This window comes from Micromonospora sp. NPDC048898, assembly GCF_043198035.1.
Classification (GTDB): domain Bacteria; phylum Actinomycetota; class Actinomycetes; order Mycobacteriales; family Micromonosporaceae; genus Micromonospora.
On sequence record NZ_JBICUF010000009.1, the window covers coordinates 209304 to 233054 of the forward strand.

Annotated in this window: 26 protein-coding genes; 17 read left to right on the top strand and 9 right to left on the bottom strand. The window is 72.9% G+C overall.

What is annotated here, in order from left to right; translation table 11 throughout:
* Positions 1-58 precede the first annotated feature (58 nt).
* A complete protein-coding gene (locus tag ACGFIQ_RS23320) occupies positions 59-913 on the top strand; it encodes a DUF2567 domain-containing protein (protein WP_393246988.1) in 855 nt (284 codons plus the stop codon).
* Here ACGFIQ_RS23320 and ACGFIQ_RS23325 read toward each other — a convergent pair.
* Positions 828-1532 carry an LON peptidase substrate-binding domain-containing protein gene (locus ACGFIQ_RS23325; RefSeq protein ID WP_393246797.1) on the bottom strand — a complete coding sequence of 235 codons (705 nt, stop codon included), beginning with the start codon at positions 1530-1532 and terminating at the stop codon, positions 828-830. The two genes, ACGFIQ_RS23320 and ACGFIQ_RS23325, sit on opposite strands and share 86 nt — an antisense overlap.
* 106 nt (positions 1533-1638) lie before the next feature.
* Between ACGFIQ_RS23325 and hisD the strand changes: the two genes are divergently transcribed.
* The 12 genes from hisD to hisF all read left to right on the top strand — a co-directional run bounded on the left by hisD (position 1639) and on the right by hisF (position 9865).
* On the top strand, positions 1639-2961 hold the full coding sequence (hisD, locus tag ACGFIQ_RS23330; RefSeq protein ID WP_393246799.1) for a histidinol dehydrogenase: 1323 nt from the start codon (positions 1639-1641) through the stop codon (positions 2959-2961).
* A 35-nt stretch (positions 2962-2996) separates the two neighbouring features.
* Positions 2997-4070 carry a histidinol-phosphate transaminase gene (locus ACGFIQ_RS23335; protein ID WP_393246801.1) on the top strand — a complete coding sequence of 358 codons (1074 nt, stop codon included), beginning with the start codon at positions 2997-2999 and terminating at the stop codon, positions 4068-4070.
* A complete protein-coding gene (hisB, locus tag ACGFIQ_RS23340) occupies positions 4067-4678 on the top strand; it encodes an imidazoleglycerol-phosphate dehydratase HisB (RefSeq protein WP_357069579.1) in 612 nt (203 codons plus the stop codon). Before ACGFIQ_RS23335 ends, hisB begins: the two co-directional genes overlap by 4 nt.
* A 58-nt stretch (positions 4679-4736) precedes the next feature.
* On the top strand, positions 4737-4910 hold the full coding sequence (locus tag ACGFIQ_RS23345; RefSeq protein ID WP_393246804.1) for a hypothetical protein: 174 nt from the start codon (positions 4737-4739) through the stop codon (positions 4908-4910).
* Positions 4907-5539, top strand: coding sequence for an imidazole glycerol phosphate synthase subunit HisH (gene hisH, locus ACGFIQ_RS23350; protein WP_393246806.1), 633 nt, complete (start codon positions 4907-4909; stop codon positions 5537-5539). The genes ACGFIQ_RS23345 and hisH overlap by 4 nt, the downstream gene beginning before the upstream one ends.
* Positions 5540-5575: 36 nt before the next feature.
* Positions 5576-5899: a hypothetical protein gene (locus ACGFIQ_RS23355; RefSeq protein ID WP_393246807.1), complete on the top strand. Its 324-nt coding sequence runs from the start codon at positions 5576-5578 to the stop codon at positions 5897-5899.
* A 14-nt stretch (positions 5900-5913) separates the two neighbouring features.
* Positions 5914-6639 carry a bifunctional 1-(5-phosphoribosyl)-5-((5-phosphoribosylamino)methylideneamino)imidazole-4-carboxamide isomerase/phosphoribosylanthranilate isomerase PriA gene (gene priA, locus ACGFIQ_RS23360; RefSeq protein ID WP_393246809.1) on the top strand — a complete coding sequence of 242 codons (726 nt, stop codon included), beginning with the start codon at positions 5914-5916 and terminating at the stop codon, positions 6637-6639.
* Positions 6636-7025 carry a Rid family hydrolase gene (locus ACGFIQ_RS23365; RefSeq protein ID WP_393246812.1) on the top strand — a complete coding sequence of 130 codons (390 nt, stop codon included), beginning with the start codon at positions 6636-6638 and terminating at the stop codon, positions 7023-7025. The genes priA and ACGFIQ_RS23365 overlap by 4 nt, the downstream gene beginning before the upstream one ends.
* 73 nt (positions 7026-7098) lie before the next feature.
* Positions 7099-7545 carry a MarR family winged helix-turn-helix transcriptional regulator gene (locus tag ACGFIQ_RS23370; protein ID WP_393246814.1) on the top strand — a complete coding sequence of 149 codons (447 nt, stop codon included), beginning with the start codon at positions 7099-7101 and terminating at the stop codon, positions 7543-7545.
* A gap of 5 nt (positions 7546-7550) precedes the next feature.
* Positions 7551-7982: an organic hydroperoxide resistance protein gene (locus ACGFIQ_RS23375; RefSeq protein ID WP_393246816.1), complete on the top strand. Its 432-nt coding sequence runs from the start codon at positions 7551-7553 to the stop codon at positions 7980-7982.
* Positions 7983-8028: 46 nt separating this feature from the next.
* Positions 8029-9024, top strand: coding sequence for an NADP-dependent oxidoreductase (locus ACGFIQ_RS23380; RefSeq protein ID WP_393246818.1), 996 nt, complete (start codon positions 8029-8031; stop codon positions 9022-9024).
* 73 nt (positions 9025-9097) lie between these two features.
* Positions 9098-9865: an imidazole glycerol phosphate synthase subunit HisF gene (gene hisF / locus ACGFIQ_RS23385; protein WP_393246820.1), complete on the top strand. Its 768-nt coding sequence runs from the start codon at positions 9098-9100 to the stop codon at positions 9863-9865.
* 5 nt (positions 9866-9870) lie between these two features.
* On the opposite strand, the gene ACGFIQ_RS23390 is transcribed toward hisF, so the two are convergent.
* Both ACGFIQ_RS23390 and ACGFIQ_RS23395 read right to left on the bottom strand, forming a co-directional pair.
* Complete coding sequence (locus ACGFIQ_RS23390) at positions 9871-10332, bottom strand: hypothetical protein (RefSeq protein ID WP_393246822.1); 462 nt, start codon at positions 10330-10332, stop codon at positions 9871-9873.
* A 101-nt stretch (positions 10333-10433) separates the two neighbouring features.
* A complete protein-coding gene (locus ACGFIQ_RS23395; protein WP_393246824.1) occupies positions 10434-11099 on the bottom strand; it encodes a YitT family protein in 666 nt (221 codons plus the stop codon).
* Between the two features lie 59 nt (positions 11100-11158).
* On the opposite strand from ACGFIQ_RS23395, the gene ACGFIQ_RS23400 reads away from it, so the two are divergent.
* Positions 11159-12616, top strand: coding sequence for a PLP-dependent aminotransferase family protein (locus ACGFIQ_RS23400; RefSeq protein ID WP_393246826.1), 1458 nt, complete (start codon positions 11159-11161; stop codon positions 12614-12616).
* 61 nt (positions 12617-12677) lie between these two features.
* On the opposite strand, the gene ACGFIQ_RS23405 is transcribed toward ACGFIQ_RS23400, so the two are convergent.
* The 3 genes from ACGFIQ_RS23405 to ACGFIQ_RS23415 all read right to left on the bottom strand — a co-directional run bounded on the left by ACGFIQ_RS23405 (position 12678) and on the right by ACGFIQ_RS23415 (position 16348).
* Positions 12678-14504, bottom strand: coding sequence for an AMP-dependent synthetase/ligase (locus tag ACGFIQ_RS23405; protein WP_393246990.1), 1827 nt, complete (start codon positions 14502-14504; stop codon positions 12678-12680).
* Positions 14505-14642: 138 nt separating this feature from the next.
* Entirely contained in the window at positions 14643-15590 is a 948-nt protein-coding gene (locus ACGFIQ_RS23410; RefSeq protein ID WP_393246828.1) for a terpene synthase, read from the bottom strand.
* Between the two features lie 128 nt (positions 15591-15718).
* Positions 15719-16348 (bottom strand): TIGR03085 family metal-binding protein, encoded by a 630-nt coding sequence (locus tag ACGFIQ_RS23415; protein WP_393246830.1) that lies wholly within the window; start codon positions 16346-16348, stop codon positions 15719-15721.
* A 172-nt stretch (positions 16349-16520) separates the two neighbouring features.
* Between ACGFIQ_RS23415 and ACGFIQ_RS23420 the strand changes: the two genes are divergently transcribed.
* From ACGFIQ_RS23420 to ACGFIQ_RS23430, 3 genes are all read left to right on the top strand, one after another.
* Positions 16521-18404, top strand: a complete 1884-nt coding sequence (locus ACGFIQ_RS23420) for an ABC transporter ATP-binding protein (RefSeq protein ID WP_393246832.1) — start codon at positions 16521-16523, stop codon at positions 18402-18404.
* 174 nt (positions 18405-18578) lie between these two features.
* Entirely contained in the window at positions 18579-20357 is a 1779-nt protein-coding gene (locus tag ACGFIQ_RS23425) for an ABC transporter ATP-binding protein (protein ID WP_393246834.1), read from the top strand.
* A gap of 87 nt (positions 20358-20444) precedes the next feature.
* Positions 20445-21194, top strand: coding sequence for a DUF2470 domain-containing protein (locus tag ACGFIQ_RS23430; RefSeq protein ID WP_393246836.1), 750 nt, complete (start codon positions 20445-20447; stop codon positions 21192-21194).
* Positions 21195-21308: 114 nt separating this feature from the next.
* On the opposite strand, the gene ACGFIQ_RS23435 is transcribed toward ACGFIQ_RS23430, so the two are convergent.
* From ACGFIQ_RS23435 to ACGFIQ_RS23445, 3 genes are all read right to left on the bottom strand, one after another.
* Entirely contained in the window at positions 21309-21905 is a 597-nt protein-coding gene (locus ACGFIQ_RS23435; protein WP_393246838.1) for a TetR family transcriptional regulator, read from the bottom strand.
* Positions 21906-22119: 214 nt separating this feature from the next.
* A complete protein-coding gene (locus tag ACGFIQ_RS23440; RefSeq protein WP_393246840.1) occupies positions 22120-22875 on the bottom strand; it encodes an ABC transporter permease in 756 nt (251 codons plus the stop codon).
* Positions 22872-23627: an ABC transporter ATP-binding protein gene (locus tag ACGFIQ_RS23445; RefSeq protein ID WP_393246842.1), complete on the bottom strand. Its 756-nt coding sequence runs from the start codon at positions 23625-23627 to the stop codon at positions 22872-22874. Before ACGFIQ_RS23445 ends, ACGFIQ_RS23440 begins: the two co-directional genes overlap by 4 nt.
* Positions 23628-23751: the final 124 nt, after the last annotated feature.

Sequence of the window (23751 nt, forward strand, 5' to 3'; positions counted from 1 at the left end):
GCCGCCGGCCGAGGGGCAGCCGCCGGTCGCCGACCAGGCTTCGGTTGGCGACCAGGCTTTGGTTGGCGACCAGCCGCCGGTTGGCGACCAGCCGCCGGTTGGCGACCAGCCGCCGGTTGGCGACCAGCCGCCGGTTGGCGACCAGCCGCCGGTTGGCGAGCAGCCGCCGGTTGGCGAGCAGCGGCCGGTTGGCGAGCAGGCCGGGCTCGGTGTGGGTGACGCTGCTCCTTCGGCGGCGTACCAGAGCTCTCTGGAGCTGAGCTTCGACGAGCCGCGCCGCCCGCTGCGCACCGCGGCGACGGTGCTGGGTGCCGTGCTCGCGCTGGCTGTGCTGGGTGTGCCGTTCGGGCTGCTCTGGGCCGTGCTCGCGCCGGACACCCCGGTGCTCAAGACCGCCGAGGGGGCGATCTACGCCGACCCGCAACCGGAGCAGCCGATCGCCGCGGACGGGTGGTTCAGCCTGCTCGGGCTCGGCTTCGGGCTGCTGGTGGCGGTTGCCCTGTGGTTCGTGCTGCGGCGGCGGCGCGGCCCGGTCGGGCTGCTCGCCGCGGTGCTCGGCGCGTTGGTCGCCGCACCGGTGGCCTGGCAGGTGGGCCGGCGGGTCGGCCTGGCGACCTTCGACCGGCTGCTGGCCACCGCCCCGGCCGGGCAGGCCTTCACCAAACCCGCCGACCTGCGGGCCGGTGGGGTCGACTGGCTGCTCGACGTGCTGCCGGTGCCGCACGGCAACCTGCTGCTGCCGGCGTTCGGTGCCGCGGTCATGTACACCCTGCTGGCCGGCTGGTCGCGGTGGCCGGGGCTGCGCCCGGAGCCCGACCCGGCGGGGCTCAGTTGGGTGTCGGCGGGGACGCCAACTCCGCAAGCGGCACCGGCACCGCCCGCACCTGACGAAGCAGAGCCGCCTCGCGGTTGAGCAGCCGCAGCTCGGCGCGGAGCCGGGCGGCGGTGTCGTCGATCGCCAGCAGGCGCTGCCGGTCGTCGACGGTGAGCGCCGCGGTCGCCGCCACCAGGTGGGACAGCACCGTCGGGTCCTCCGGCAGTTGCTCGGAGATCTCCTCCGGGTCGGAGCGGATCAGGCCGAGGTATTGCCGGAAGACCGCGATCACCCGGGCGGCCAGCAGCTCGGCCACCTCGTCCGGCCCGGCCGGTTCGGGCAGCCACTCCACGTCGGCGGTCAGGTAGGGCGCGGCACTGTCGTCGACCTCGGCGATCCGGAAGCGACGCCGGCCGACCGTGACGATGTCGAAGCCCCCGTCGGCCAACTCGGTCACCTGGCGCAGCTCGGCGGTGCAGCCCACCTCGTGCAGGGTGACCTCGCCGCCGCTCGGCGTCGCGCGGGCGCCGGGACCGGCGGGCGCGACCTCCCACCCGGCCTGGATGGCCACCACACCGAACTCACGCGGAGCACCCTCGGGCAGGTCGACCAGGTGGCGGACCAGCGCCCGGTAGCGCTCCTCGAAGATGTGCAGCGGCAGCACCAACCCGGGAAAGAGCACTGTTGCGAGCGGGAACACCGGCAGCCGTGCGGTCACATCGTCGAGCCTAACCAATCTCGCCTCCGCAGGCGTGGCCCGGCTCACCGTCCCGGCGGACGGGCGGCTCGGGTGCGCACCGGGCCGGCCGCCTAGACTCGCAAGGGTGCTGAATCGGATCGACCTGCGCGACGGTCTCGGTGACCCGCGCCGCCTGCTGCCCCGTGCCCAGCTCGACGTGTCGGTTGCCGTCGAGCGGATCCGCCCCCTGGTGGAGGCGGTCCGCGAGCATGGATACCCGGCGATCCGGGAGGCCAGCGAGCGGTTCGACGCCATCTCCCCGGAGGTGCTGCGGGTGCCGGTCGAGGCGATCACCGAGGCCGAGGGCGTGCTCGACCCGGCCGTCCGCGCCGCCTTGCTGGAGTCGATCACCCGAGCCCGCAAGGTGCACGACGACCAGCGCCGCCCCGACCACACCACCCAGGTGGTGCCCGGTGGCACGGTCACCGAGCGGTGGGTGCCGGTCGACCGGGTCGGCCTCTACGTGCCGGGTGGCCTGGCGATGTACCCGTCGACAGTGGTGATGAACGTCGTGCCCGCCCAGGCGGCCGGAGTGCGGTCGCTGGTGGTGGCCAGCCCGCCGCAGAAGGACAACGGCGGCCTGCCCGACCCCCGGGTGCTCGCCGCGTGCGCGCTGCTCGGCGTCGACGAGGTGTACGCCGTGGGCGGGGCCCAGGCGGTGGCGATGCTGGCGTACGGCGCGGCGGTCGACCCGACGGGTGCACAGCGGTGCGACCCGGTCGACCTGATCACCGGCCCCGGCAACATCTGGGTGACCGCCGCCAAGCGGCTGCTGCGCGGGGTGGTGGGCATCGACGCCGAGGCCGGGCCGACCGAGATCGCCATCCTGGCCGACGACACGGCCGATCCGGCGCACGTCGCCGCCGACCTGATCAGTCAGGCCGAGCACGACCCGCTCGCCGCGAGCGTGCTGGTCACCCCGTCGCTGACGCTTGTCGAGGCGGTCGAGCGGGAGTTGGCCCGGCAGGTGCCGGCGACCAAACACACCGAGCGGGTCACCACGGCGCTGACCGGCGAGCAGAGCGGCGTGGTCCTCGTCGACGACCTGGAGGCGGGGCTGCGGGTGGTCGACGCGTACGCGGCCGAGCACCTGGAGATCCAGACGGTGGACGCCCGCGAGTGGGCAATGCGGGTCCGTAACGCGGGGGCGATCTTCGTGGGCGCCTGGTCGCCGGTGTCGCTCGGCGACTACTGCGCCGGGTCCAACCACGTGCTGCCCACCGGTGGCTGCGCGCGGCACTCCTCCGGGTTGTCGGTGCAGTCCTTCCTGCGCGGCGTGCACCTCATCGAATACACCGAGGACGCGTTGCGCGACGTCGCCCCACACGTGGTCACCCTCGCCGGGGTGGAGGATCTGCCCGCGCACGGTCAGGCGGTCCAGGCCCGCTTCCCGGGGGTTCCGGCGTGAGCGAGCGCAGCGAGCGAACCAGCAGGCTCAGTCGCGTGACCAGCCTCGACGATCTGCCGATCCGCGACGACCTGCGGGGGCTGTCGCCGTACGGGGCGCCGCAGCTGGACGTGCCGGTGCGGCTCAACACCAACGAGAACTCCCACCCGGTGCCGGAGCCGGTGGTGGAGGCGATCGGCAAGGCGCTCGCGGCCGAGCTGCGTGAGCTCAACCGCTACCCGGACCGGGACGCGGTGGCGCTCCGCGCCGACCTGGCCGCATATCTCGGGCACGGGCTCACCGTCGAGCAGGTGTGGGCGGCCAACGGCTCCAACGAGATCCAGCAGCAGCTGCTCCAGGCGTTCGGTGGGCCGGGGCGCAGTGCGCTCGGCTTCGTTCCGGCGTACTCGATGCACCCACTGCTGGCCCTCGGCACCGGCACCCGCTGGGTGCCCGCGCGGCGCGGCGTCGACTTCGGTCTGACCGTCGAGGAGGCGGTCGCCCAGGTCCGTGAGCACCGACCCGACGTGGTCTTCCTCTGCTCTCCGAACAACCCCACCGGCACGGCACTGGACCCGGCGGTGATCGCCGCGGTGCTCGACGTCGCGCCCGGGATGGTGGTGGTGGACGAGGCGTACGCCGAGTTCGCCCGCCCCGGGACGGTCAGCGCCCTCGCGGTGCTGCCGGGCCACCCGCGGTTGGTGGTCACGCGGACGATGAGCAAGGCGTTCGGTTTCGCCGGCGGGCGGCTGGGCTACCTGGCCGCCGACCCGGCGGTGGTGCAGGCGGTGCAACTCGTCCGACTGCCGTATCATCTGTCCGCGCTGACCCAGGCCGCCGCCCGCGCGGCGGTGACCCACCGCGACGCCCTCCTCGGTACGGTGAGCGCGATCATGGTGCAGCGGGACCGGATCGTGGCGACGCTGCGCGAGCGCGGGTTGCGGGTCGCCGACAGCGACGCCAATTTCGTGCTCTTCGAGGTGGGCGGCGACCAGACCACCGTCTGGCGCGCCCTGCTGGCGCAGGGGGTGCTGGTCCGCGACGTCGGCCTGCCCGGCTGGCTGCGGGTGACCGCCGGCACCGCCGCCGAGACCGACGCCTTCCTTTCTGCAATGGAGATTTCGCGATGAGTCGGACCGCCCGGGTGGAGCGGATCACCAAGGAGACCAAGGTTCTCGTCGAGATCGACCTCGACGGCAACGGCACCGCCGAGATCAGCACCGGCGTCGGCTTCTACGACCACATGCTGCACCAGATCGCCCGGCACGGTGGCTTCGACCTGACCGTACGCACCGTGGGTGACCTGGAGATCGACGCGCACCACACGATCGAGGACACCGCCCTCGCCCTGGGTGCCGCGTTCGACCAGGCGCTGGGTGACAAGGCCGGCATCCGGCGGTACGGTTCGGCGACCGTGCCGATGGACGAGGTGCTGGTCCGGGCCGCGGTGGACCTGTCCGGTCGGCCGTACGTGGTGCACGACGAGCCGGCGCTGGCCCCGTACATCGGTCCGGTGTACGCGACCAGCATGACCCGGCACATCTGGGAGTCCTTCGGTCAGGCGGCCCGGGTCACGTTGCACGTCGACGTGCTGCGGGCGGCCCGGCCGGGTGGCCACCCGGACGCGCACCACGTGGTGGAGGCCCAGTTCAAGGCCGTTTCCCGGGCGTTGCGCGAGGCCACCGCGATCGATCCCCGTGCGGCGGGCGCGATCCCGAGCACGAAGGGCGCGCTCTGATGAGCGCGAGGAGTGCAGCGCAGCGGAGCCCCGCAGTCGCGAATGGAAGGTGGCTCTGATGGGCGGCGTGTTGCCGACGTTGCTGTTGATCCTGGCCGGGGTGCTGGTCGGTGGCGCGTGGTCGCTGCACCGGCAGGGCGCGGCGAGGGGCGCGGTTTTCGTCACCGCGTTGCTCGCGGTGCTCGCCACTGTCGGCGGGGTGCTGTGGCTGTTGCCGGGCGGTGACGCGTGAGCGGCGTGGTGGTGCTCGACTACGGCTCGGGCAACCTGCGCTCGGCGGAGCGGGCGTTGGTCGCCGCCGGTGCCGATGTGCGGGTGACCGACGACCTGGCCGCCGCGGCGGACGCCGATGGTCTGGTGGTGCCGGGGGTGGGCGCGTACGCCGCGTGCATGGCCGGGATCGAGGCGCTCGGTGCCGGCCCGGTGATCGCCGAGCGGGTGGCCGCCGGTCGGCCGGTGCTCGGCATCTGCGTGGGCATGCAGGTGCTCTTCGAGCATGGTGACGAGCACGGTGTGGTGACCAAGGGGCTCGGTCTGTTGCCCGGCGGGGTGACCCGGCTGGCCGCCACCCGGTTGCCGCACATGGGCTGGAACACGGTCCGGGCGCCAGCGGAGTCGGTGCTCTTCGCGGGGCTGTCGGAGCAGAGCCGGTTCTACTTCGTGCACTCGTACGCGATGGGCGACCCGGCGGCGCTTGCCGCTGCCGGTGCCGTGGTGACCACCGCCCGGCACGACACGGATTTCGTGGCAGCGGTGGAGCGGGGTCCGCTGTCGGCGGCGCAGTTCCATCCGGAGAAGTCCGCCGACACCGGTGCCGCGCTGTTGCGCAACTGGCTCGCCACGCTGCCCAGCGGTGGCTGAGCGTCGTCGCCCGGCGCCCGGTCCGAGGGTGTCGCGGTGAGCCGGGAGCGGGCCCGCCGGCGGGCGGAGCGGGAGGCGGAGCAGGCTCGGGAGCGGGCGGTGCGGCAGCGTCAGGTGGCGCGCCGGCAGCGCCGTCGCACGGTGGTCCGCCGGTTGACGCCGCGGTTGCGGCGGGGCCGTTCCGGGCGGCTGGCCCGGCACACCAGGGGTGAACGGGCCGCTATCGTGCTGCTCACCGGTGCGGCGCTGATTCTGATCTGGACGTTCGTCGACGATCTGGCGTTGCGTATCGCGCTGATCGTGCTGTTGCTGCTCGTACTTCCGGCGATCGTCGTGATCGCCCTGGACCGCCGTACCTGATCGAGGAGAAGACGTTGAGCCTCACCCTGTTACCCGCCGTGGATGTCGCCGACGGCCGGGCCGTCCGGCTCGTGCAGGGCGCCGTCGGAAGCGAGAGCAACTACGGCGAGCCGCTGGACGCCGCCCTGGCCTGGCAGCGTGACGGCGCCGAGTGGATCCACCTGGTCGACCTGGACGCGGCGTTCGGCCGGGGCACCAACGCGCACCTGCTCGCCGAGGTGGTGCGCCAGTTGGACGTGAAGGTGGAGTTGTCCGGTGGCATCCGGGACGACGAGTCCCTGCGGGCGGCGTTGGGCACCGGGGCGGCCCGGGTGAACATCGGCACCGCGGCCCTGGAGGATCCGGTCTGGTGTGACCGGGTGGTCGCGGAGTACGGCGACCGAGTGGCCATCGGGCTGGACGTGCGGGGCCACACCCTGTCGGCGCGGGGTTGGACCCGGGACGGCGGTGACCTGTACGAGGTGCTGGAGCGGTTGGACAAGGCGGGCGCGAGCCGGTACGTGGTCACCGACATCACCAAGGACGGCACGATGCGTGGTCCGAACCTGGACCTGCTGCGCGAGGTGTGCGCCCGCACCGATCGGCCGGTGATCGCCTCCGGCGGCGTGTCCACGCTTGACGACCTGCGGGCGTTGGCGACCCTGGAGTCGGTCGGGGTGGAGGGCGTGATCGCCGGCAAGGCGCTCTACGCGGGGGCCTTCACGGTGGCTGAGGCGCTGCGGACCCTGGCCGAGGTGTGACTGTCACCCGGCTCTCCTCGGGTGGCCCGTGGGAGCAGCACTACGGCTACTCGCGGGTGGTCCGGGCCGGCGATCGGGCCTTCACGGCCGGCTGTACGGCGACTGTGGACGGCCGGGTGGTGCACGTCGGTGACGCCGCCGCGCAGACCGCGCAGGCGTTGCGGATCGCGTTGGCGGCGCTCGCCGAGGTGGGTGCCGAGCCGGGTGACGTCGTCCGGACCAGGATGTACGTGACCGACCGGCTGCACGCCGACGAGGTGGGTCGGGCGCACAACGTGGTCTTCGGTGCGGTCCGGCCGGCGGCGACGCTCGTGGTGGTGGCCGGCCTGCTGGACCCGGAGCATCTGGTCGAGGTGGAGGTGGAGGCGTACCTCGGCGATCGCTGAGGTACGGCACCCGAGCGGTCGTACCGCAGCCCATTAGGTTGTGCACAACTTAATTGTGGGCTATGGTTCACCGGTGACCGATGACCTGGTGCTGCGCCGGCAGATGTGCTTCGCGCTGTATGCCGCGTCGCGCGCCCTGACCGACGTCTACCGGCCAATCCTCGACGAGGTCGGGATCACCTACCCGCAGTACCTGGTGCTGCTGGTGCTCTGGGAGCGTCCCGACGACGCCCTCACCGTGTCCGAGCTGGGCGCCGAGCTGCGACTGGACTCCGGCACGCTCTCCCCGCTGCTCAAGCGGCTGGAGGGAGCGGGTCTGGTGGTGCGGCGCCGGTCGGCCAGCGACGAGCGGCGGGTCGAGGTGGGCCTCACCGAGCAGGGTGCGGCGCTGCGGGAGCAGCTCTGCGACGTTCCGCTGCGGATCGCCCAGGCCACCGGACTCGGCATCGCCGAGCTGGTCGCGCTGCGCGACACCCTCAACCGGGTCACGGACACCATCCACCGACAGAAGGAGCAGTGACTCTCATGCAGGTTCTCTACACCGCGTCCGCGACCGCCAGCGGCGACGGCCGTGACGGCCACGTCGAGACCTCCGACGGCACCTTCGCGCTCGACCTGGCGGTGCCGAAGGAGATGGGCGGCGCCGGCGGTGCCGCCAACCCCGAGCAGCTCTTCGCCGCCGGCTACGCGGCCTGCTTCCACGGCGCCCTGCGACTGGTGGCCCGCCGGGCCAAGGCCGACGTGAGCGGCTCCGTCGTCGCCGCCGAGGTGGGCATCGGCCCGAACGGCAGCGGCGGTTTCGGGCTCACCGTGCGGCTCGTCGTCGACCTGCCCGCCGTCTCCCGGGAGACCGCCGAGCAACTCGTCGAGCAGGCCCACCAGGTCTGCCCGTACTCGAACGCCACCCGCGGCAACATCGACGTCGCGCTGACCGTGCGGGAGACCTCGGCCGCGTGACGTCGCGGACCCAGGCCCCCACCGCGGACGAGAGGACAACCACCCGATGACCGGCAATCGCGAGATCCACCTGGCCAGCCGCCCGCAGGGTTGGCCCACCGAGGACACCTTCCGGCTCGTCGAGACCGACGTCCCGACACCCGGACCGGGCCAGCTCGTGGTCCGCAACCAGTACCTGTCCGTCGACCCGTACATGCGCGGGCGGATGGACGACGTCAAGTCGTACGTCGCGCCGTTCGCCCTCGACGCCCCGCTGGACGGTGCGGCGGTCGGCGAGGTGGTGGCCAGCGAGTCGCCGGACATCGCGGTCGGCGACACCGTGCTGCACGGCCTGGGCTGGCGGGAGTACGCGCTGCTCGACGCCACCTCCGCCCGGCCGGTCGACCCGAGCCTGGCGCCGGTCAGCGCGTACCTCGGCGTGCTCGGCATGCCCGGGCTGACCGCGTACGCCGGGTTGCTGGAGGTGGCCGCGATGAAGCCCGGCGAGACGGTCTTCGTCTCCGCCGCGGCCGGCGCGGTCGGCAGCCTGGTCGGCCAGATCGCCAAGCTCAAGGGCGCCGCCCGGGTGGTCGGCAGCGCCGGCTCGCCGGCCAAGGTCGAGCGGCTGCGGGCGTTGGGCTTCGACGCCGCCTTCGACTACCACGACGGGGTCCACGAGTCGCTGCGGGCCGCCGCTCCGGACGGCATCGACGTCTACTTCGACAACGTCGGCGGCGACCACCTGGAAGCGGCGATCTCGGCGTTGAACCTGCACGGCCGAGTCGCCGTCAGCGGCATGATCGCGCAGTACAACGACACCGAGCCGCCGGCCGCGCCGCGCAACCTGGCACTGGTCATCGGCAAGCGGCTCACCCTGCGCGGCTTCCTGGTCAACGACCACAACGACGTGCGGTCGGCGTTCGTCAGCGACGTCGCCGGCTGGCTGCGCGAGGGCACGCTGTCCTACGACGAGACGATCGTGGACGGCATCGAGAACGCCCCGGACGCGTTCCTCGGTCTGCTGCGCGGCGACAACGTCGGCAAGATGCTCGTCAAGGTGTGACACAGGCCTCGTCCACGGCGGTCGACCCGATCGGGTCGACCGCCGTGCCGCGTGCGGAGGATAGGCTCGCGGCATGACGGTGGCGGTACGGGTGATCCCCTGTCTCGACGTGGACGCCGGGCGGGTGGTCAAGGGGGTCAACTTCCTCGACCTGCGCGACGCCGGTGACCCGGTGGAGTTGGCCGCCGCGTACGACCGGGCCGGGGCGGACGAGCTGACCTTCCTCGACGTGACCGCGTCCTCGAGTGACCGGGGCACCATGCTCGACGTGGTGCGCCGCACCGCCGAGTCGGTGTTCATCCCGCTGACCGTCGGTGGCGGGGTCCGACAGGTCGCCGACGTGGACACGCTGCTGCGCGCCGGGGCGGACAAGGTCGGCGTGAACACCGCCGCCATCGCCCGGCCGGAGTTGATCGCCGAGATCGCCGACCGGTTCGGCCGGCAGGTGCTGGTGCTCTCCCTCGACGTGCGCCGGGCCCCGACCGACATCACCCACAGCGGGTTCGAGGTCACCACCCACGGCGGCCGGCGCGGCACGGGCATCGACGCGGTGTGGTGGGCGCAGCGGGGGGCCGAGCTGGGCGCGGGCGAGATCCTGCTCAACTCGATGGACGCCGACGGCACCAAGGCCGGCTTCGACCTGGAGCTGATCGCCGCGGTGCGGGCGGTGGTGGACGTGCCGGTGGTGGCCAGCGGGGGCGCGGGCGAGGTGGCCCACTTTCCGCCCGCGATCGGCGCTGGTGCGGACGCGGTGCTCGCCGCCAGTGTCTTCCACTTCGGTGAGCTGACCGTGGCCGAGGTCAAGGACGCGCTGCGGCACAGCGGCCACCCGGTGCGCTGACCCGGTCAGTGCCCGCCGGAGTGCCCCTCCGGTGACCGGCGGGGCGTGGGGATCGAGCGGACCGCGTATTCCTGGACGGCCGCCGCGTGGTCGGCCTCGTCCAGGCGCCAGTCGGCGCTGCCGGGCGCGTGCCGGCGGGTCAGCACGCCCTGCACGGTGTCCACCATGGTCGCCACCCCCGCGCGTGGGCGGGTGCGCCAGAGCTGTTCACCCTCGGTGGTGATCCGGAACCAGCCGTCGCTGACACTGACCAGCCCGGCCCCGACCAGCCGCTGGACCGCGGCCTCCACCTCGTGCCGCTGCGGAATCGCGTGGTTGAGGTGGTCGGCGGTGGAGAGCACGTCGGTCAGACGCACGCCCTCCGGCCGTCGACTTGTCGCCGACCGACGGTGCCGCCCGGCACCGCTGGCGATGACCAGCGACACGAAGATCCAGGCGTCCGTCCATCGCCAACCGTTCTCCCCCATGCAGAGATGATGACGGCGCGCGTCGCGGAAGGGAACACCCACCCTCCCAACTGGTATGTCGGAGCACCACGACGTACCGGTTCGCGGACGGTGGGTGAGGTTCAGCCGGTGGGGGTGACCGGCGCGGCCCTGCCCGGCGTGGGCGTGGCGTCGTCCGCACCGTCGGGCACCGCGAACATCGGGATGAAGAGTTGGGCCAACGGGCCGATGGCCAGCGCGTACGCGACGGTGCCCACACCGACCGTGCCGTCGAGCAGCCAGCCGAGCGCCAGCACGGTGACCTCGATGACGGTGCGCACCAGCCGGACCGACAGGCCCGGTCGGCGGGCCACGAAGCCGGTCATCAGCCCGTCTCGGGGGCCCGGCCCCAGTCGCGCGCCGAGATAGAGGCCGGTGGCGGCGCCGTTGGCGACGATCCCGGTGACCAGCAGCGCGATCCGGGCGCCGAGCGGGCCACCGGTGGGCAGGAGGGCCAGTGTGGCGTCCACGACCAGGCCGACCACCACGACGTTGCTGACCGTGCCGAGGCCCGGCCGCTGTCGTAACGGGATCCAGAGCAGCAGCACCAGCGCGCCGACGGCGATGGTGACGGTGCCGAAGGAGAGCCCGGTCAGCTTGGACAGCCCCTGGTGGAACACGTCCCAGGGGTCGAGGCCCAGGCCGGAGCGGATCATCAGGGCCATGCTGACGCCGTAGAGGGTGAGCCCCAGGTAGAGCTGCGTCAGTCGCCGAACCGGCCGGTGCCGCAGATTGCCAAGCAGTGCCATGCATGCCACTCTAGGTGCCAATCCTCGCCGACGAAGAAGCCAATATTCCAGGAGTGGTTATGACCGGGCAGGTGCGCGGCGTCCAATTGGCCCGTCTGCTCGGGCAGTGGCACGCCCTGCCGGGTCGTCGCCGCAGCCCCGACTACGCCGCGCTGGCCGGGTCGGTGCGCGGGCTGCTCGCCGACGGCCGGTTGCCGCTGGGCGTCCGCCTCCCGGCCGAACGGGAGCTGGCCGAGGCACTGCGGATCAGCCGGACCACCGTCACCGCCGCGTACCGGCAGTTGCGGGAGACCGGGCACCTGGCCAGCCGTCGGGGTGCCGGCAGTTGGACGATGCTGCCCGGCAACCACCGGGTGGCCAGCACCGGCCTGTGGACCCCGCTCGACGACCGGGACATGCTCGACCTCGGCGTCGCCGCGCTGGCCGCCCCGCCGCAACTGCTGACGGCCGCCCGCGCGGCCACCGAGGACCTGCCCCGATACCTGGGCGGGGCCGGTTACCACCCGACCGGCATCATCGAGCTGCGCGAGGCGGTGGCCGCCGCGTACACCGCTCGGGGTCTGCCCACCTCGCCCGACCAGATCATGGTCACCAGCGGCACCCAGCACGCACTGGACCTGGTGTTGCGACTCGCTCTCGCCCCGGGCGGCAGCGTCCTGGTCGAGTCACCGACCTATCCCAACGCGCTCGCCGCGCTGGCCAGCCGCCGCGCCCGGATCACCACCCACGGCCTGGCCGCCGACGGCGGGGGGTGGGAGCCCGACCTGCTGCTGGGCAGCCTCCGGCAGACCCGGCCCAAGCTGGCCTACCTGATCCCGGAGTTCCAGAACCCGACCGGGCACCTGATGCCCGCCGTGCTTCGGGAGCGTGTGGTGGCCGCCGCCCACGCGGTCGGCACCGACCTGGTCATCGACGAGTCCTTCGTGGACCTCGCGCTGGACGGCGGCGAGCCGCCACCCCCGGTCGCCGTCTACGACCGGCACAGTCGGGTGATCAGCATCGGCGGGATGAGCAAGACCTACTGGGGCGGCCTGCGGATCGGCTGGGTGCGCGCCTCCGCGCCGCAGGTGCAGCGGCTGGCCGCCGTCCGGGTCGGGGTGGACATGGCCAGCCCGGTGCTGGACCAACTGCTGGCGGTGCACCTGCTCGCCGACGCCGAGGCCATCGTCGCCGACCGCCGCGTCCAGTTGACCGGCCAGCGCGACGCCCTGCTCGGCGCGCTGGCGCACCGACTGCCGGACTGGCGGGTCACCGTGCCAGCCGGTGGCGTGACGCTCTGGGCCGAGTTGGACGGCCCGGTCTCCAGCGCGCTGGCCCGGGCCGCCGAGGAGGTCGGCGTACGGCTGGCGCCCGGCCCCCGGTTCGGCCTGGACGGCACCCTGGAACGTTTCCTGCGGCTGCCGTTCACCCTGCCCGCCGCGGACCTGGTGGAGGCCGTCGGGCGGATCGCGGCGGTCCGCTACGACCTGGACCGGACCGGCGGGCAGCGGTGGCGGGAGCCGGCCGTCATCGCCTGAGCCCGACCGACGGAGAAGCCGGTGGTCCCGCACCGGCGGGTGCGGGACCACCGGCGACGCGTCACAGTTCGACGAGGCTTCCGGCGTACATCTTGTCGATCTCGGCCGCGAAGTTGCTCTCCACGCCCCGCCGCTTGATCTTCAACGACGGGGTGATCTCGCCGTCCTCGATCGTCAGGTCGCGGGGCAGGATGGCCACCTTCTTGATCGTCTCCCAGCGGTTGAGTTTGGCGTTGAGCTGGGCGACGTACTCCTCGACCATCGTCTGGGCCTCCGGCGAGGCGACGATCTCGGTGTAGTCGCGGCCCTCCAGCGGGCCGCCGGCCACCCAGCCCCGGATGGCGTCCGGGTCCAACGTGACGAGCATCGTGCAGAAGTTGCGGGCCTGTCCGACGACGACCGCCTGCGAGGTGTACGGGCAGATCGCCTTGAACATCCCCTCGATGTGCGACGGCGCGACGTACTTGCCGCCCGAGGTCTTGACCAGGTCCTTCTTGCGGTCGGTGATCCGTAGGTAGCCCTGCTCGTCCAGAGTGCCGATGTCACCGGTACGGAAGAAGCCGTCCTCGGTGAACGCGGCGGCGGTCTCCTCCGGCAGGTTGTGGTAGCCACGCATCACCGGCCGACCGCGCAGCAGGACCTCCCCGTCGGTGTCGATCCGGCACTCCAGATCGCCCATCGCCCGGCCCACCGTGCCGATCCGCAATCCCGACGGCGTGTTGACGAAGCTGCCGGCGCTGGTCTCGGTCAGCCCGTAGCCCTCGAAGATCGGCAGGTTGGCCGCGGCGAAGAAGGTCGCGATCTCCGGGCTGAGCGGAGCGGCGCCGGACACCATCACCCGCATCCGGCCGCCGAGGCGGGCCTGCAGTTTGCTGAAGACCAGCTTCTCGGCCAGGCTGTAGCGCAGCTTCAGCCCACCCGGCACCGGCTTGCCGGCCTGCTCCAGGGCCACCTTCTCCTTGCCGACCCGGACGCCCCAGGCGAAGATCTTCGCCTTCGCGCCGCCGGCGCCCTGTGCGGTGGTCACCGCCCGGTTGTAGACCTTCTCGAACACCCGGGGGGCGCCGCACATCAGCGTCGGGCGGATCACCGGCAGCAGGTCGACCAACTTTTCCACCCGCCCGTCGACGTAGGTGGGCAGGCCGACGTGGATGGCGCCGCAGAGCAGGGTCTTGCCGAACGAGTGGGCCAGCGGCAGCCACAGGTACTGCAGGTCGCCGTCGCGTAGCAGCCCGCCCTCGGTCTGCGCCACGCCCTCCCAGCACCAGCCGCCGTGCAGCAGCTCGACGCCCTTGGGGCGACCGGTGGTGCCGGAGGTGTAGATCAGGGTGGCCAGGTGGTCGGGGCCGATGCCGGCCACCAGCATGTCGATCAGCTCCGGCTCGGCGGCCAGCGCGCGGGTGCCCCGCTCCTCCAGCTCGGCGAGCGTCAGTTGCGGGATCGCGGCGGCGGGGTCGACGGCGCCGTCGAGGAGCACCACGTGGGTCAGCGCGGGCAGGTCGGCGCCGGCGATCTTCCCCGCCTGGGCCGGGTTCTCCGCGAAGAGCACCTTCGAGCCGGAGTCGGCGATGATGTACGTCGCGTCCGCCGGCTCGGTGGTCGGGTAGACGGTGGTGGTCGCCCCGCCGGCGCACATGATGCCGAGATCGGCGACCACCCAGTCCAGCCGGGTGTTGGCGAGGATCGCGACCGGGTCCTCCTGGCCGACGCCCAGGCTGTGCAGGCCGGCGGCGACCGCCTTGGCGCGCTGACCGACCTGCTCCCAGGTCAGCCAGACCGGCCCCGAGTCGTCGGGGGCCGGGGACGCGAACGCGTGCTGGTCGGGGGTGGCCGCCACGCGCTTGAGAAACATGTCCGGGATGGAGCGGTACGGGACATTGAGAGCCATCGCTGTAGCCGCCTTCGGGGGTGGTGGCGTGACGGTCGTCACGTCATGATGGTTACCGAAGAGTATTGCCTGGCGCGGTGCGTCGGCTAGCCCCGGTGATCGTCCGGCCGACCCGCCCCGCCGATCGGTGCTGTCGAATCAGGCGTACCGGGCGGCCACGACCGACCAGTCGTAGGTGGCGCGTACCCAGTTCCGCCGTGCGGCCAGCGCGTGGCGCACGCCCTCGTCCCCGGTGGCCAGCAGTGCCCCCTCGGCATCGACGAACGCGGCCAGCCCCTCGTTGAACTGGTTCGCCGCGGCCCGCAGCGCGGTCGCCTCGTCCGCGCCGCTGTCTCGGGCGAGCACCGTCACGAGGTTGTGCGCGTCCGGGTCCGCCTGGCTCTCCTTGCCGTAGGAGAAGAGGTCGTTGCACCAGCAGACCAGGTCCACCGTCAGCAGGTCCAGGGCGACAAGTGCCGGATCGGCGCGCTGCGTCGACCCGAGTGGCTGCGCCGCCGCCAGGTCGGTCAGCGTGAGGCAGGGGCGTACGCCGCCGATGTGTCGCCGCAGTTGGACGTACTCCGCCACCTCGGGCATCCGCCGCCGCTCCCGGTTGGCCGCCTCCCAGAGCAGCGCCAGCAGGTACTCCCGCATCTGGCTGACGAACCGCAGCAGCAGTGCCGGGCGGTCGTGCAGCCGGGTCCGGCGGCACAGGTCGTGCAGCGCGTCACCGAGCGGCCCGACGGCGGGCGGTACGACGTCCGGGTCCCCGCAGCGGTCCAGCACGTCGATCAGGGTGCTGATCGCGGGCCCCAGCCGGGCCGGGTCGGCGCCGAGGCCGTCCTCGTCGCAGGCGTCGTCCATGACGAAGAGCCAGCTGATCAGGTCGGTGAGCAGTCGCAGCCCGTCCACCGATCCGTACGGGCAGGCGCGACCGGCCAGGCCGGCGGCGTCGGCCCGTTGCAGCCGGTGGACGCGATGGCTGGAATCGACCAGCCCGAACGCACGCGCCCACTCGACGCTCTCGCTCGCCACCTGCTCCGTGGCCCCGTGGTGGTCGGCGCGAAACGGGGGCTCCCGCAGCGCCGAAATCGCAAAATTCCGCACAGTGCGCCCCCCACTTCGTGCCGCTCGGCGCGGAGCAGCGCGGTGAAGCGTACGGCAGGAAAAATCAGCGTCTTTCGCTGGGTGTGGGGAACACCACACCCCTGCTGTGACCGAATAAGTTCAGGGAGTCACATGCCCAGCTTGGCGGCACGCAGTCGACGCGCGGCCTCCGTCGTCCCGTCCAGTTGGACCTTCGCGACCCGCTGCCGGCCGGAGAGGAACAGGACCAGCTCGGCGGGGGCGCCGACCAGCCGCAGCGGTTCGCCGCCACGACCCACGGAGATCTCGCCGTGACCGGGTGCCTGCACGTAGAGGTCCGCCGGGAAGCGCCGCAGGGCCAGTCGGGCCAGCGGGGCGGCCCGCTTCCACAGGGCGCTCTGCAGGCCGGCGGGCAGGTCGCGTCGCTGCCACCCGGCAGCGGCCCGCCGTACGTCCTCGTGGTGGATGAAGAACTCCATCGTGTTGGCCAGCTCGTCGGTCAGGGGATTGCTGACCGGGCTCCACACCGGCGGCCGTCGCACCTGCGCCACCAGCTCCGGGTAGGGCCGCTCGGCGAGTCGACGACGGACCCGTTCGGCGTGGCCGCGCAGCGGCGGCAGCACGATTCCACCGGCCGCGTCCGGGCGGCGTTCCCGCAGCACCAGGTGGGCGGCGAGGTCACGGGTCACCCACCCCTCGTTGATCGTCGGGGCGTCCGGCCCGAGGGCCAGCAGGAGATCGGCCAGCGCCTCGCGCTCGGCTCGGGCGTACCGCGGCATGGCCCGATCGTAGGCCCGGTGGCCCGCCGCCGCGCGCGACGGATGCCGGCCCGGCGCCCCCCGCTCGTCGCCGTCCGATACGTGATGGTCGACATATCCCGACCGGGTCGGCGCTGCAGGCCCGAACCGGTAAGGATGAGGGAGATAATTGCGGCTTACGGCGGGGGAGAGCGTGGCGAGCAAGACAAGTCGGGACGTGCTCAGCCGAGGGCTGGGAGTCCTTCGGCAGGCGATCCGCGAGCAGCCCCGGATCTTCACGGTCGCGGTCGTCGGCAGCGTGCTGTTCGGCGGGATGATCATCGTCAGCGCCCGGGTGGTCGGGACGGTCATCGGCGAGGTGGCGCTGCCGGCCATCGAGCGCGGCGAGGTGGGCGCCGGCACCCTGGCCCTGGCGGCGGCCGCGTTGTTCGGGATCAGCGTGCTGCGGGTGGCGGGCATCTTCGGGCGTCGGCTCGGCGCCGGCTACATGCAGTACCGCCTCCAGGCCTCCTACCGTCGCCGGGTCACCCGCCGCTACCTGGAGCTGCCGCTGTCCTGGCACCACCGCAACTCGACCGGCACCCTGCTGTCCAACGCCAACTCCGACGTGGAGGCAGCCTGGTACCCGATCGCGCCGCTGCCCTTCGCCGTTGGCACGTTGGTGATGCTGGTCGGCGCGATCGTGTCGCTCTTCGCCACCGACTGGGCGCTCGCTCTCGTCGGCCTCGCGGTCTTCCCCGCGCTGTTCGCGCTCAACGTCGTCTACTCCCGCCGGATGGCACCCCGGCAGGCCCGGGCGCAGCGGCTGCGCGCCGAGGTCAGCGGCATCGCCCACGAGAGCTTCGACGGTGCCCTGGTGGTCAAGACGATGGGTCGCGAGGCCCAGGAGACCGCCCGGTTCGCGGGCCGCGCCGGTGAGCTGCGCGACTCGCTGATCGCCGTCGGTCGGCTGCGCGGCGTCTTCGACCCGCTGCTGGAGACGCTGCCCAGCCTCGGCACCCTCGCCGTGCTGGTGGTCGGGGCGTTCCGGCTGCGCCAGGGTGCCATCAGCGTGACCGAGCTGGTGAGCGTGGCGTTCCTCTTCACCGTGCTGGCCTTTCCGGTCCGGGCCATCGGGTGGGTCCTGGCGGAGTTGCCGCGCAGCGTCGCCGGCTGGGACCGGGTCCGCCGGGTGCTCGACGCCACCGGCGAGATGCCGTACGGGCAGCGCGTGCTCGACCCGGCCAGCTCCGGCCCGGCCACCCTCACCTTCAGCGACGTGCACTTCTCCTACCCGCCGGCCGAGGCGCACCAGACCGGCGCGCAGGTCCTCGGCGAGGTCGGTTTCACCGTGCCGGCGGGCCGCACGGTGGCCCTGGTCGGGCCGACCGGCGCCGGCAAGTCGACAATCGCCTCGCTGGCGGTGCGCCTGGTCGACCCGGACTCCGGCACCGTCGCCCTGGACGGGGTGGACGTGCGTGAGCTGACCGCCGCCTCGCTGGCCGGCACGGTGGCGCTCGTCGCCCAGGTGCCGTTCGTCTTCGACGACACGGTCCGCGCGAACATCGCCCTGGACCGGTCGGGCATCGACGACGAGGCGGTGTGGGCGGCGCTGCGGCTGGCCGAGGCGGACGGGTTCGTCGCCGCGCTGCCCGACGGTCTGGACACCATGGTCGGCGAGCGCGGCACCTCGCTCTCCGGTGGGCAGCGCCAGCGGCTCACCCTGGCCCGCGCACTGGCCGGCCGGCCGCGCCTGCTGGTGCTCGACGACGCGACGAGCGCTGTCGACCCCCGGGTCGAGGCGGCCATCCTGGCCGGGCTGCGCTCGTCGACGGCCCAGCCGGGCGCGCCGGCCGCGTCGATCCTGGTGGTGGCGTACCGCCGGGCCACCATCGCGCTCGCCGACGAGGTCATCTACGTGGAACAGGGTCGGGTGATCGCCCGGGGCACGCACAGCGAGTTGTTGGCCACCGTGCCCGGCTACGTCGACCTGGTCACCGCCTACGAGCAGGCGGAGGCCGAACGGGCGCAGGAGAGCGTGTACGGCGACGAGGTCGCGCCGCTGCCCTCGGGCCTGGAAATCGAGGTGGACCGGTGAGCGCGAGGAGTGCAGCGAAGCGGAGCCCCGCAGTCGTGAACGGAAGGCGTGGCCGGTGAGCGCGAGGAGTGCGGCGAAGCGGAGCCCCGCAGTCGTGAACGGAAGGCGTGGCCGGTGAGCGCGAGGAGTGCGGCGAAGCGGAGCCCCGCGGTCGCGGGTGAGAGGCGGGATCCGGTGACGACGACGGCGGACGGGGACAATCGGGAGGAGACGACCTGGCAGACCCTGCGCCGGGGTCTGGCGCTGTCGCCGGAGCTGCGGACCGGCCTGGCCGGCACCCTGGCCCTGGCGTTGGTCTACATGGTCGGTCGGGTGGCCGTGCCGGTGGCCGTGCAGCAGGGCATCGACCGCGGCCTCGTCGGTGGTCTCAACCTGGACGTGGTCTGGACGGTGGTGGCGGTCACCGCCGCGATCCTGGCGATCACGACGGTCTGCGGTTACCTGATGATGCGCCGGCTCTTCACGGTCAGCGAGACGGCACTGGCCAACGTACGGACCCGGGCGTTCCGGCACGTGCACGACCTGTCGATGCTGCACCAGCAGTCCGAGCGGCGGGGCTCGCTGGTCTCGCGGGTCACCAGCGACGTCGACCAGATCACCCAGTTCCTCCAGTGGGGCGGGGTGATCCTGCTGGTCAATCTCGGTCAGCTGGTGGTCACCACCGCCGTCATGCTCGCGTACTCCTGGCAGTTGACCCTCGTGGTGTTGGCCGCGTTCCTGCCGGCGGTGTTCGTCATCCGGCAGTTGCAACGCCGGCTGGGCTCGGCGTACGCGACGGTGCGCCAGCGCACCGGCACGCTGCTCGGCACGATCGGCGAGAGCGTGGTGGGCGCGCCGGTGATCCGGGCGTACGGGATCGCGGGGCGCACCGAGCGGCGGTTGGACGAGGCGATCGACGCGCAGCGTCTGGCGCAGCAGCGGGCGATCCGGATCAGCATCGTGGGCAGCTCGGTCGGCGAGTTGGCCGCCGGGCTGGCACTGGCCGGTGTGGTGGTGCTCGGCGTGACGCTGGGTGTGGACGGCACGTTGTCGATCGGCCAGTTGACCGCGTTCCTCTTCCTGGTGACGCTCTTCATCCAGCCGGTGCAGATCGCCACCGAGGTGCTCAACGAGGCGCAGAACGCGATCGCCGGCTGGCGTCGGGTGCTGGATGTGCTGGACGTCGCCCCGGACGTGGCCGACCCGGGGGAGCAGGGGCGGAAGCTGCCGGCCGGGCCGCTGGACATCCGGTTCGCCGGTGTGCGGTTCGCCTATCCGGGTGGCCCGCCGGTGTTGCACGACATCGACCTGGAGATCGCGGCGAAGAGCCGGGTGGCGGTGGTCGGTGAGACCGGCAGCGGCAAGACCACCTTCGCCAAGTTGCTGACCCGTCTGATGGACCCGTCGGCCGGGGCGGTGCTGCTGTCCGGGGTGCCGCTGTCCGAGGTGCGGTTCGACTCGCTGCGGTCCCGGGTGGTGATGGTGCCGCAGGACGGCTTCCTCTTCGACGCGACGGTGGGGGACAACGTCCGGTTCGCCCGGCCGGAGCTGACCGACGAGGAGCTGACCGTGGCCTTCACCGAGTTGGGCCTGTCGGACTGGCTGGAGGGTCTGCCGGCGGGTCTGGACACGCCGGTCGGGGAGCGTGGCGAGGCGCTCAGCGTCGGTGAGCGGCAGCTGGTCGCCCTGGCCCGCGCGTACGTGGCCGATCCCGATCTGCTGGTGCTGGACGAGGCGACAAGCGCGGTGGACCCGGCGACCGAGGTGCGCCTGCAACGCACCCTGGACGCGGTCACCAGGGGGCGGACCACCCTCGCGATCGCGCACCGGCTCTCCACGGCGCAGGCCGCCGACGAGGTGATCGTGGTGGACCGGGGCCGGGTGGTGCAGCGCGGCCCGCACGACGAGCTGGTCCGTGACGCCGACTCGGTCTACGGCCTGCTCTACGCCTCCTGGCTGGAACAGACCCGGTAACGATGTGTGCGGGGGCGGTGGACGCCGACGGTCGAGTGCTCTAGGCTCCGGCTTAGGTAAGGCTAACCTTCGAAGGAGGTCGCGCCCATGCGGCCCAACCCCGCCGAGATCGTCCGTACCCTCGTCGCCGGTCGGCTGCCCGGCCTCGTCCATCTCGCCCATCGGCCGAGCCCGCACCACGCCCGGCACGTGACCGACCCGGACGGCCGGGTGCTGCTGCTGGTGCCGGTGGCCAGCCACCTGGCCGCCGCACTACAGCCGGTCCCCGGGACCAGCGACATCGCGGTGGTGCTCGACGTGCTCGACCTGCCACCCGCGGCCGGCGCGCCCGGCCTGGGTCGGGCCTGGGTCTCCGGCTGGGCGGGCGAGCTGCACGGCGACGAGGCCCGCCAGGCGGCGCTCGACTTCGCGGCGGTGGAGCCGACCGGGGACCTGCTCGACCTGGGCACCCGGTTCCGGCTGTTCCGCTTCGAGGTGATCGAGGTCCGCTGGGAGCGGGCCGGCGTCGTGCACCGGGTCGACCCGGGGGAGTACGCGGAAGCAGAGCCGGACCCGGTGCACCCGGTCGAGGCGCGCCTGCTCGCCGACCTCGCCGAGCGCGGCGGTGCCCAGGTGACCGAGTACCTGCGCCGGCAGCTCGGCCTGACCGACCAGAGCACCGACGGGCCACCCCGGGTGGTACGCATCGACCGCTACGGCCTGGTGGTCGCCCTCGGCCGCCCCGGCGCCCGCCGCCGGATCCGGTTGGCGTTCCCCGACCCGGTGGCCGACCCGGCCGACCTGTCACGCCTGCTGCCCCCGCTGCGCCTCCCGGCCAACACCCAGCCCCCGCGCTGACAGCCCTCTCGCGCCCGACCCGCCCCGATCTTGCGCCTTCGGTCGCTGGTGCGTCCCGTTTCGCGTCTTTCGTGGGGGCGGAAAGTGCTCGATCGGCGCGGGCGCGGGGTTGGGTTAGCTTGGCAGGGGGCCGGTGAGGTAACGCTGGATCGTGGGTCCGATCGCGGCCACCAGGGTTTCCGGGTCTGCCGAGGCGACCGGCTCAAGGCGCACCACGTGCCGCATCATGGCCAGGCCGATCATCTGGGTGGCCACCAGGGAGCCGCGCAGCGGTAGCTCGGCCGGATCGACGTCGAAGTTCTCCAACACCCGGCGTAGCACCTGGGTGGTGACGAACTCGCGCAGCAGCCGGGCGGTCCACTCGTTGCTCACCGCGGAGCGCAGCAGCGCCTGCGCGGCGCTGCCGGTCGGGGAATCCCAGACGCCGAGGAAGACGCGCACCATCCGCTCGCCGGCGCCGTCCCGGTCGCCGGTGAGCACCTTCGGCACCAGCTGACCGGGGTCGAACGGAAAGTCCATCGCGGCCCGGAAGAGTTGGTCCTTGCTGCCGAAGTAATGGTGCACCAGCGCCGGATCGACCTCCGCCGCGCCGGCGATGGCGCGGATCGAGGCGGCGTCGAAGCCGCGGTCGGCGAACGCCGTCCGCGCCGCGTCGAGAATCGCCTCCCGGGTGCCCGGGTTGCCGGGCCGCCGGCCGGTTCGCCGCGTCATCGCCGCCCCTCGTTCGTCCACCTGGGCCCGCCGTGGGCCCGGTCGTCCCGTGCAGCCCCGCCGCTGCGCCCCGCGTGCGCCAACCGCTGCGCCGCACGTGCGGGCGCAGTCGCCCGCCGGTGCCAATCGCGGCGCGTCACCCGCCACGCCGGTGCGGGGCTGCCAACCGCCACGCCGGTGCGGGGCTGCCAACCGCCACGCCGGTGCGGGGCTGTCAGCCGCTGCGCCGGCGCAGGGTTGCGGCCGCGAGCACCAGCGCCAGCACCACCGCGCCGAGCACCACCGCCGCGTCCCGCCACATTGTGCCGGTCGGCTCGGCGTGGGCGCCGACCTCCTGCAACGCCTCGATGGCGTACGACAGGGGGAAGGCGTCACTGAGCGCCTGGAGCCAACCGGCCATCTCGTCGCGGGCCACGAACAGCCCGCAGAGCAGCAGTTGGGGGATCACCACGACTGGCAGGAACTGTACTGCCTGGAACTCGGTGCGGGCGAAGGCGCTGCACAGCAGCCCGAGGGCGACGCCGAGCACGGCGTCGACGACCGCGATCCCGATCACCAGCCCGATGCTGCCGGCGGTGTCCAGATCGAAGATCCAGTACGCCACACCGGCGGCGACCGTGGCCTGCACGGCGGCGGCCAGGCCGAACGCGATGCCGTACCCGAAGAGCAGGTCGAGCTTGCCCAGCGGCGTGGTGAGCAGGCGCTCCAGGGTGCCGGAGGTGCGCTCGCGGAGCATCGCGATGCTGGTCACCAGGAACATGATCACGAAGGGGAAGATGCCCAGCAGCACCAGCGCGACCCGGTCGAACGTCCTGGGTTGCCCGGGTGGGGTCGGCTGGTCGGCGTACATGAAGTGGATGAGGGTGAGCAGGGCGGCCGGCACCACCACGAGCAGCGCGATGGTGCGCCGGTCGTGCCGGAGTTGGCGCAGGATGCGGCCGGTGGTGGCCGCCAGGATCCGGGCGTTCATGACTGCTCCTGTCCGGCCGTCGTGGCGGTGGTGGTCGGGCCCGACTCGGCGGCCCGGATGAGGCGCAGGAACGCCTCGTCGAGGTCGTCCACACCGGCGGTGGCGCGGACGGCGGCCGGGCTGTCGTCGGCGATCAGCCGCCCCTGGCGGATCAGCAGCAACCGGTCGCAGCGGGCCGCCTCGTCCATCACGTGGCTGGACACCAGCAGGGTGGTGCCCGCGGCGGCCATCGCGTGGAACCGGGCCCACAGGTCGGCCCGCAGCACCGGATCCTGACCGACGGTCGGCTCGTCGAGGATGACCAGCTCCGGCTCCCCGACCAGGGCGCAGGCCAGCGAGGCCCGGCTGCGTTGACCGCCGGAGAGGGTGGCGACCAGTTGGCCGGCCGCCTCGGTCAGCCCGACATCGCCGATCGCCCGGTCGGCCTCGGCCCGCCCTCGCCCGTAGAGGGCCGCGAAGTAGCGGGCGTTCTCCCGGACGGTCAGGTCGGCGTAGACGCTCGGCGCCTGGGTCAGGTAGCCCACCTGGTGCCGCAGCGCCGGGGTGCCCGCCGGATGACCGAGCACGGTGACCGTCCCGCCGCTGACCACCTGCACCCCGACCACGGCACGCATGAACGTGGTCTTGCCGCTGCCGCTGGGGCCGAGCAGCCCCGTCACGGCACCGCGCGGGATGCGGCAGCTGATGCGGTCCAGCACCCGCCGTCCGCCTCGGTCCACGACCAGGTCGCGGACGGCTATCGCGTCGTCCATCACACACCTCCGAAGAAACTCATCACCTGTTGAACTCAACGCTAGATGAAATACAGCTCCCGGTGCAACGCCCGAATCGGTGAACGGTTGCCGGCTCTGCGCCGAGCGCGAGAACGGGCAGTAG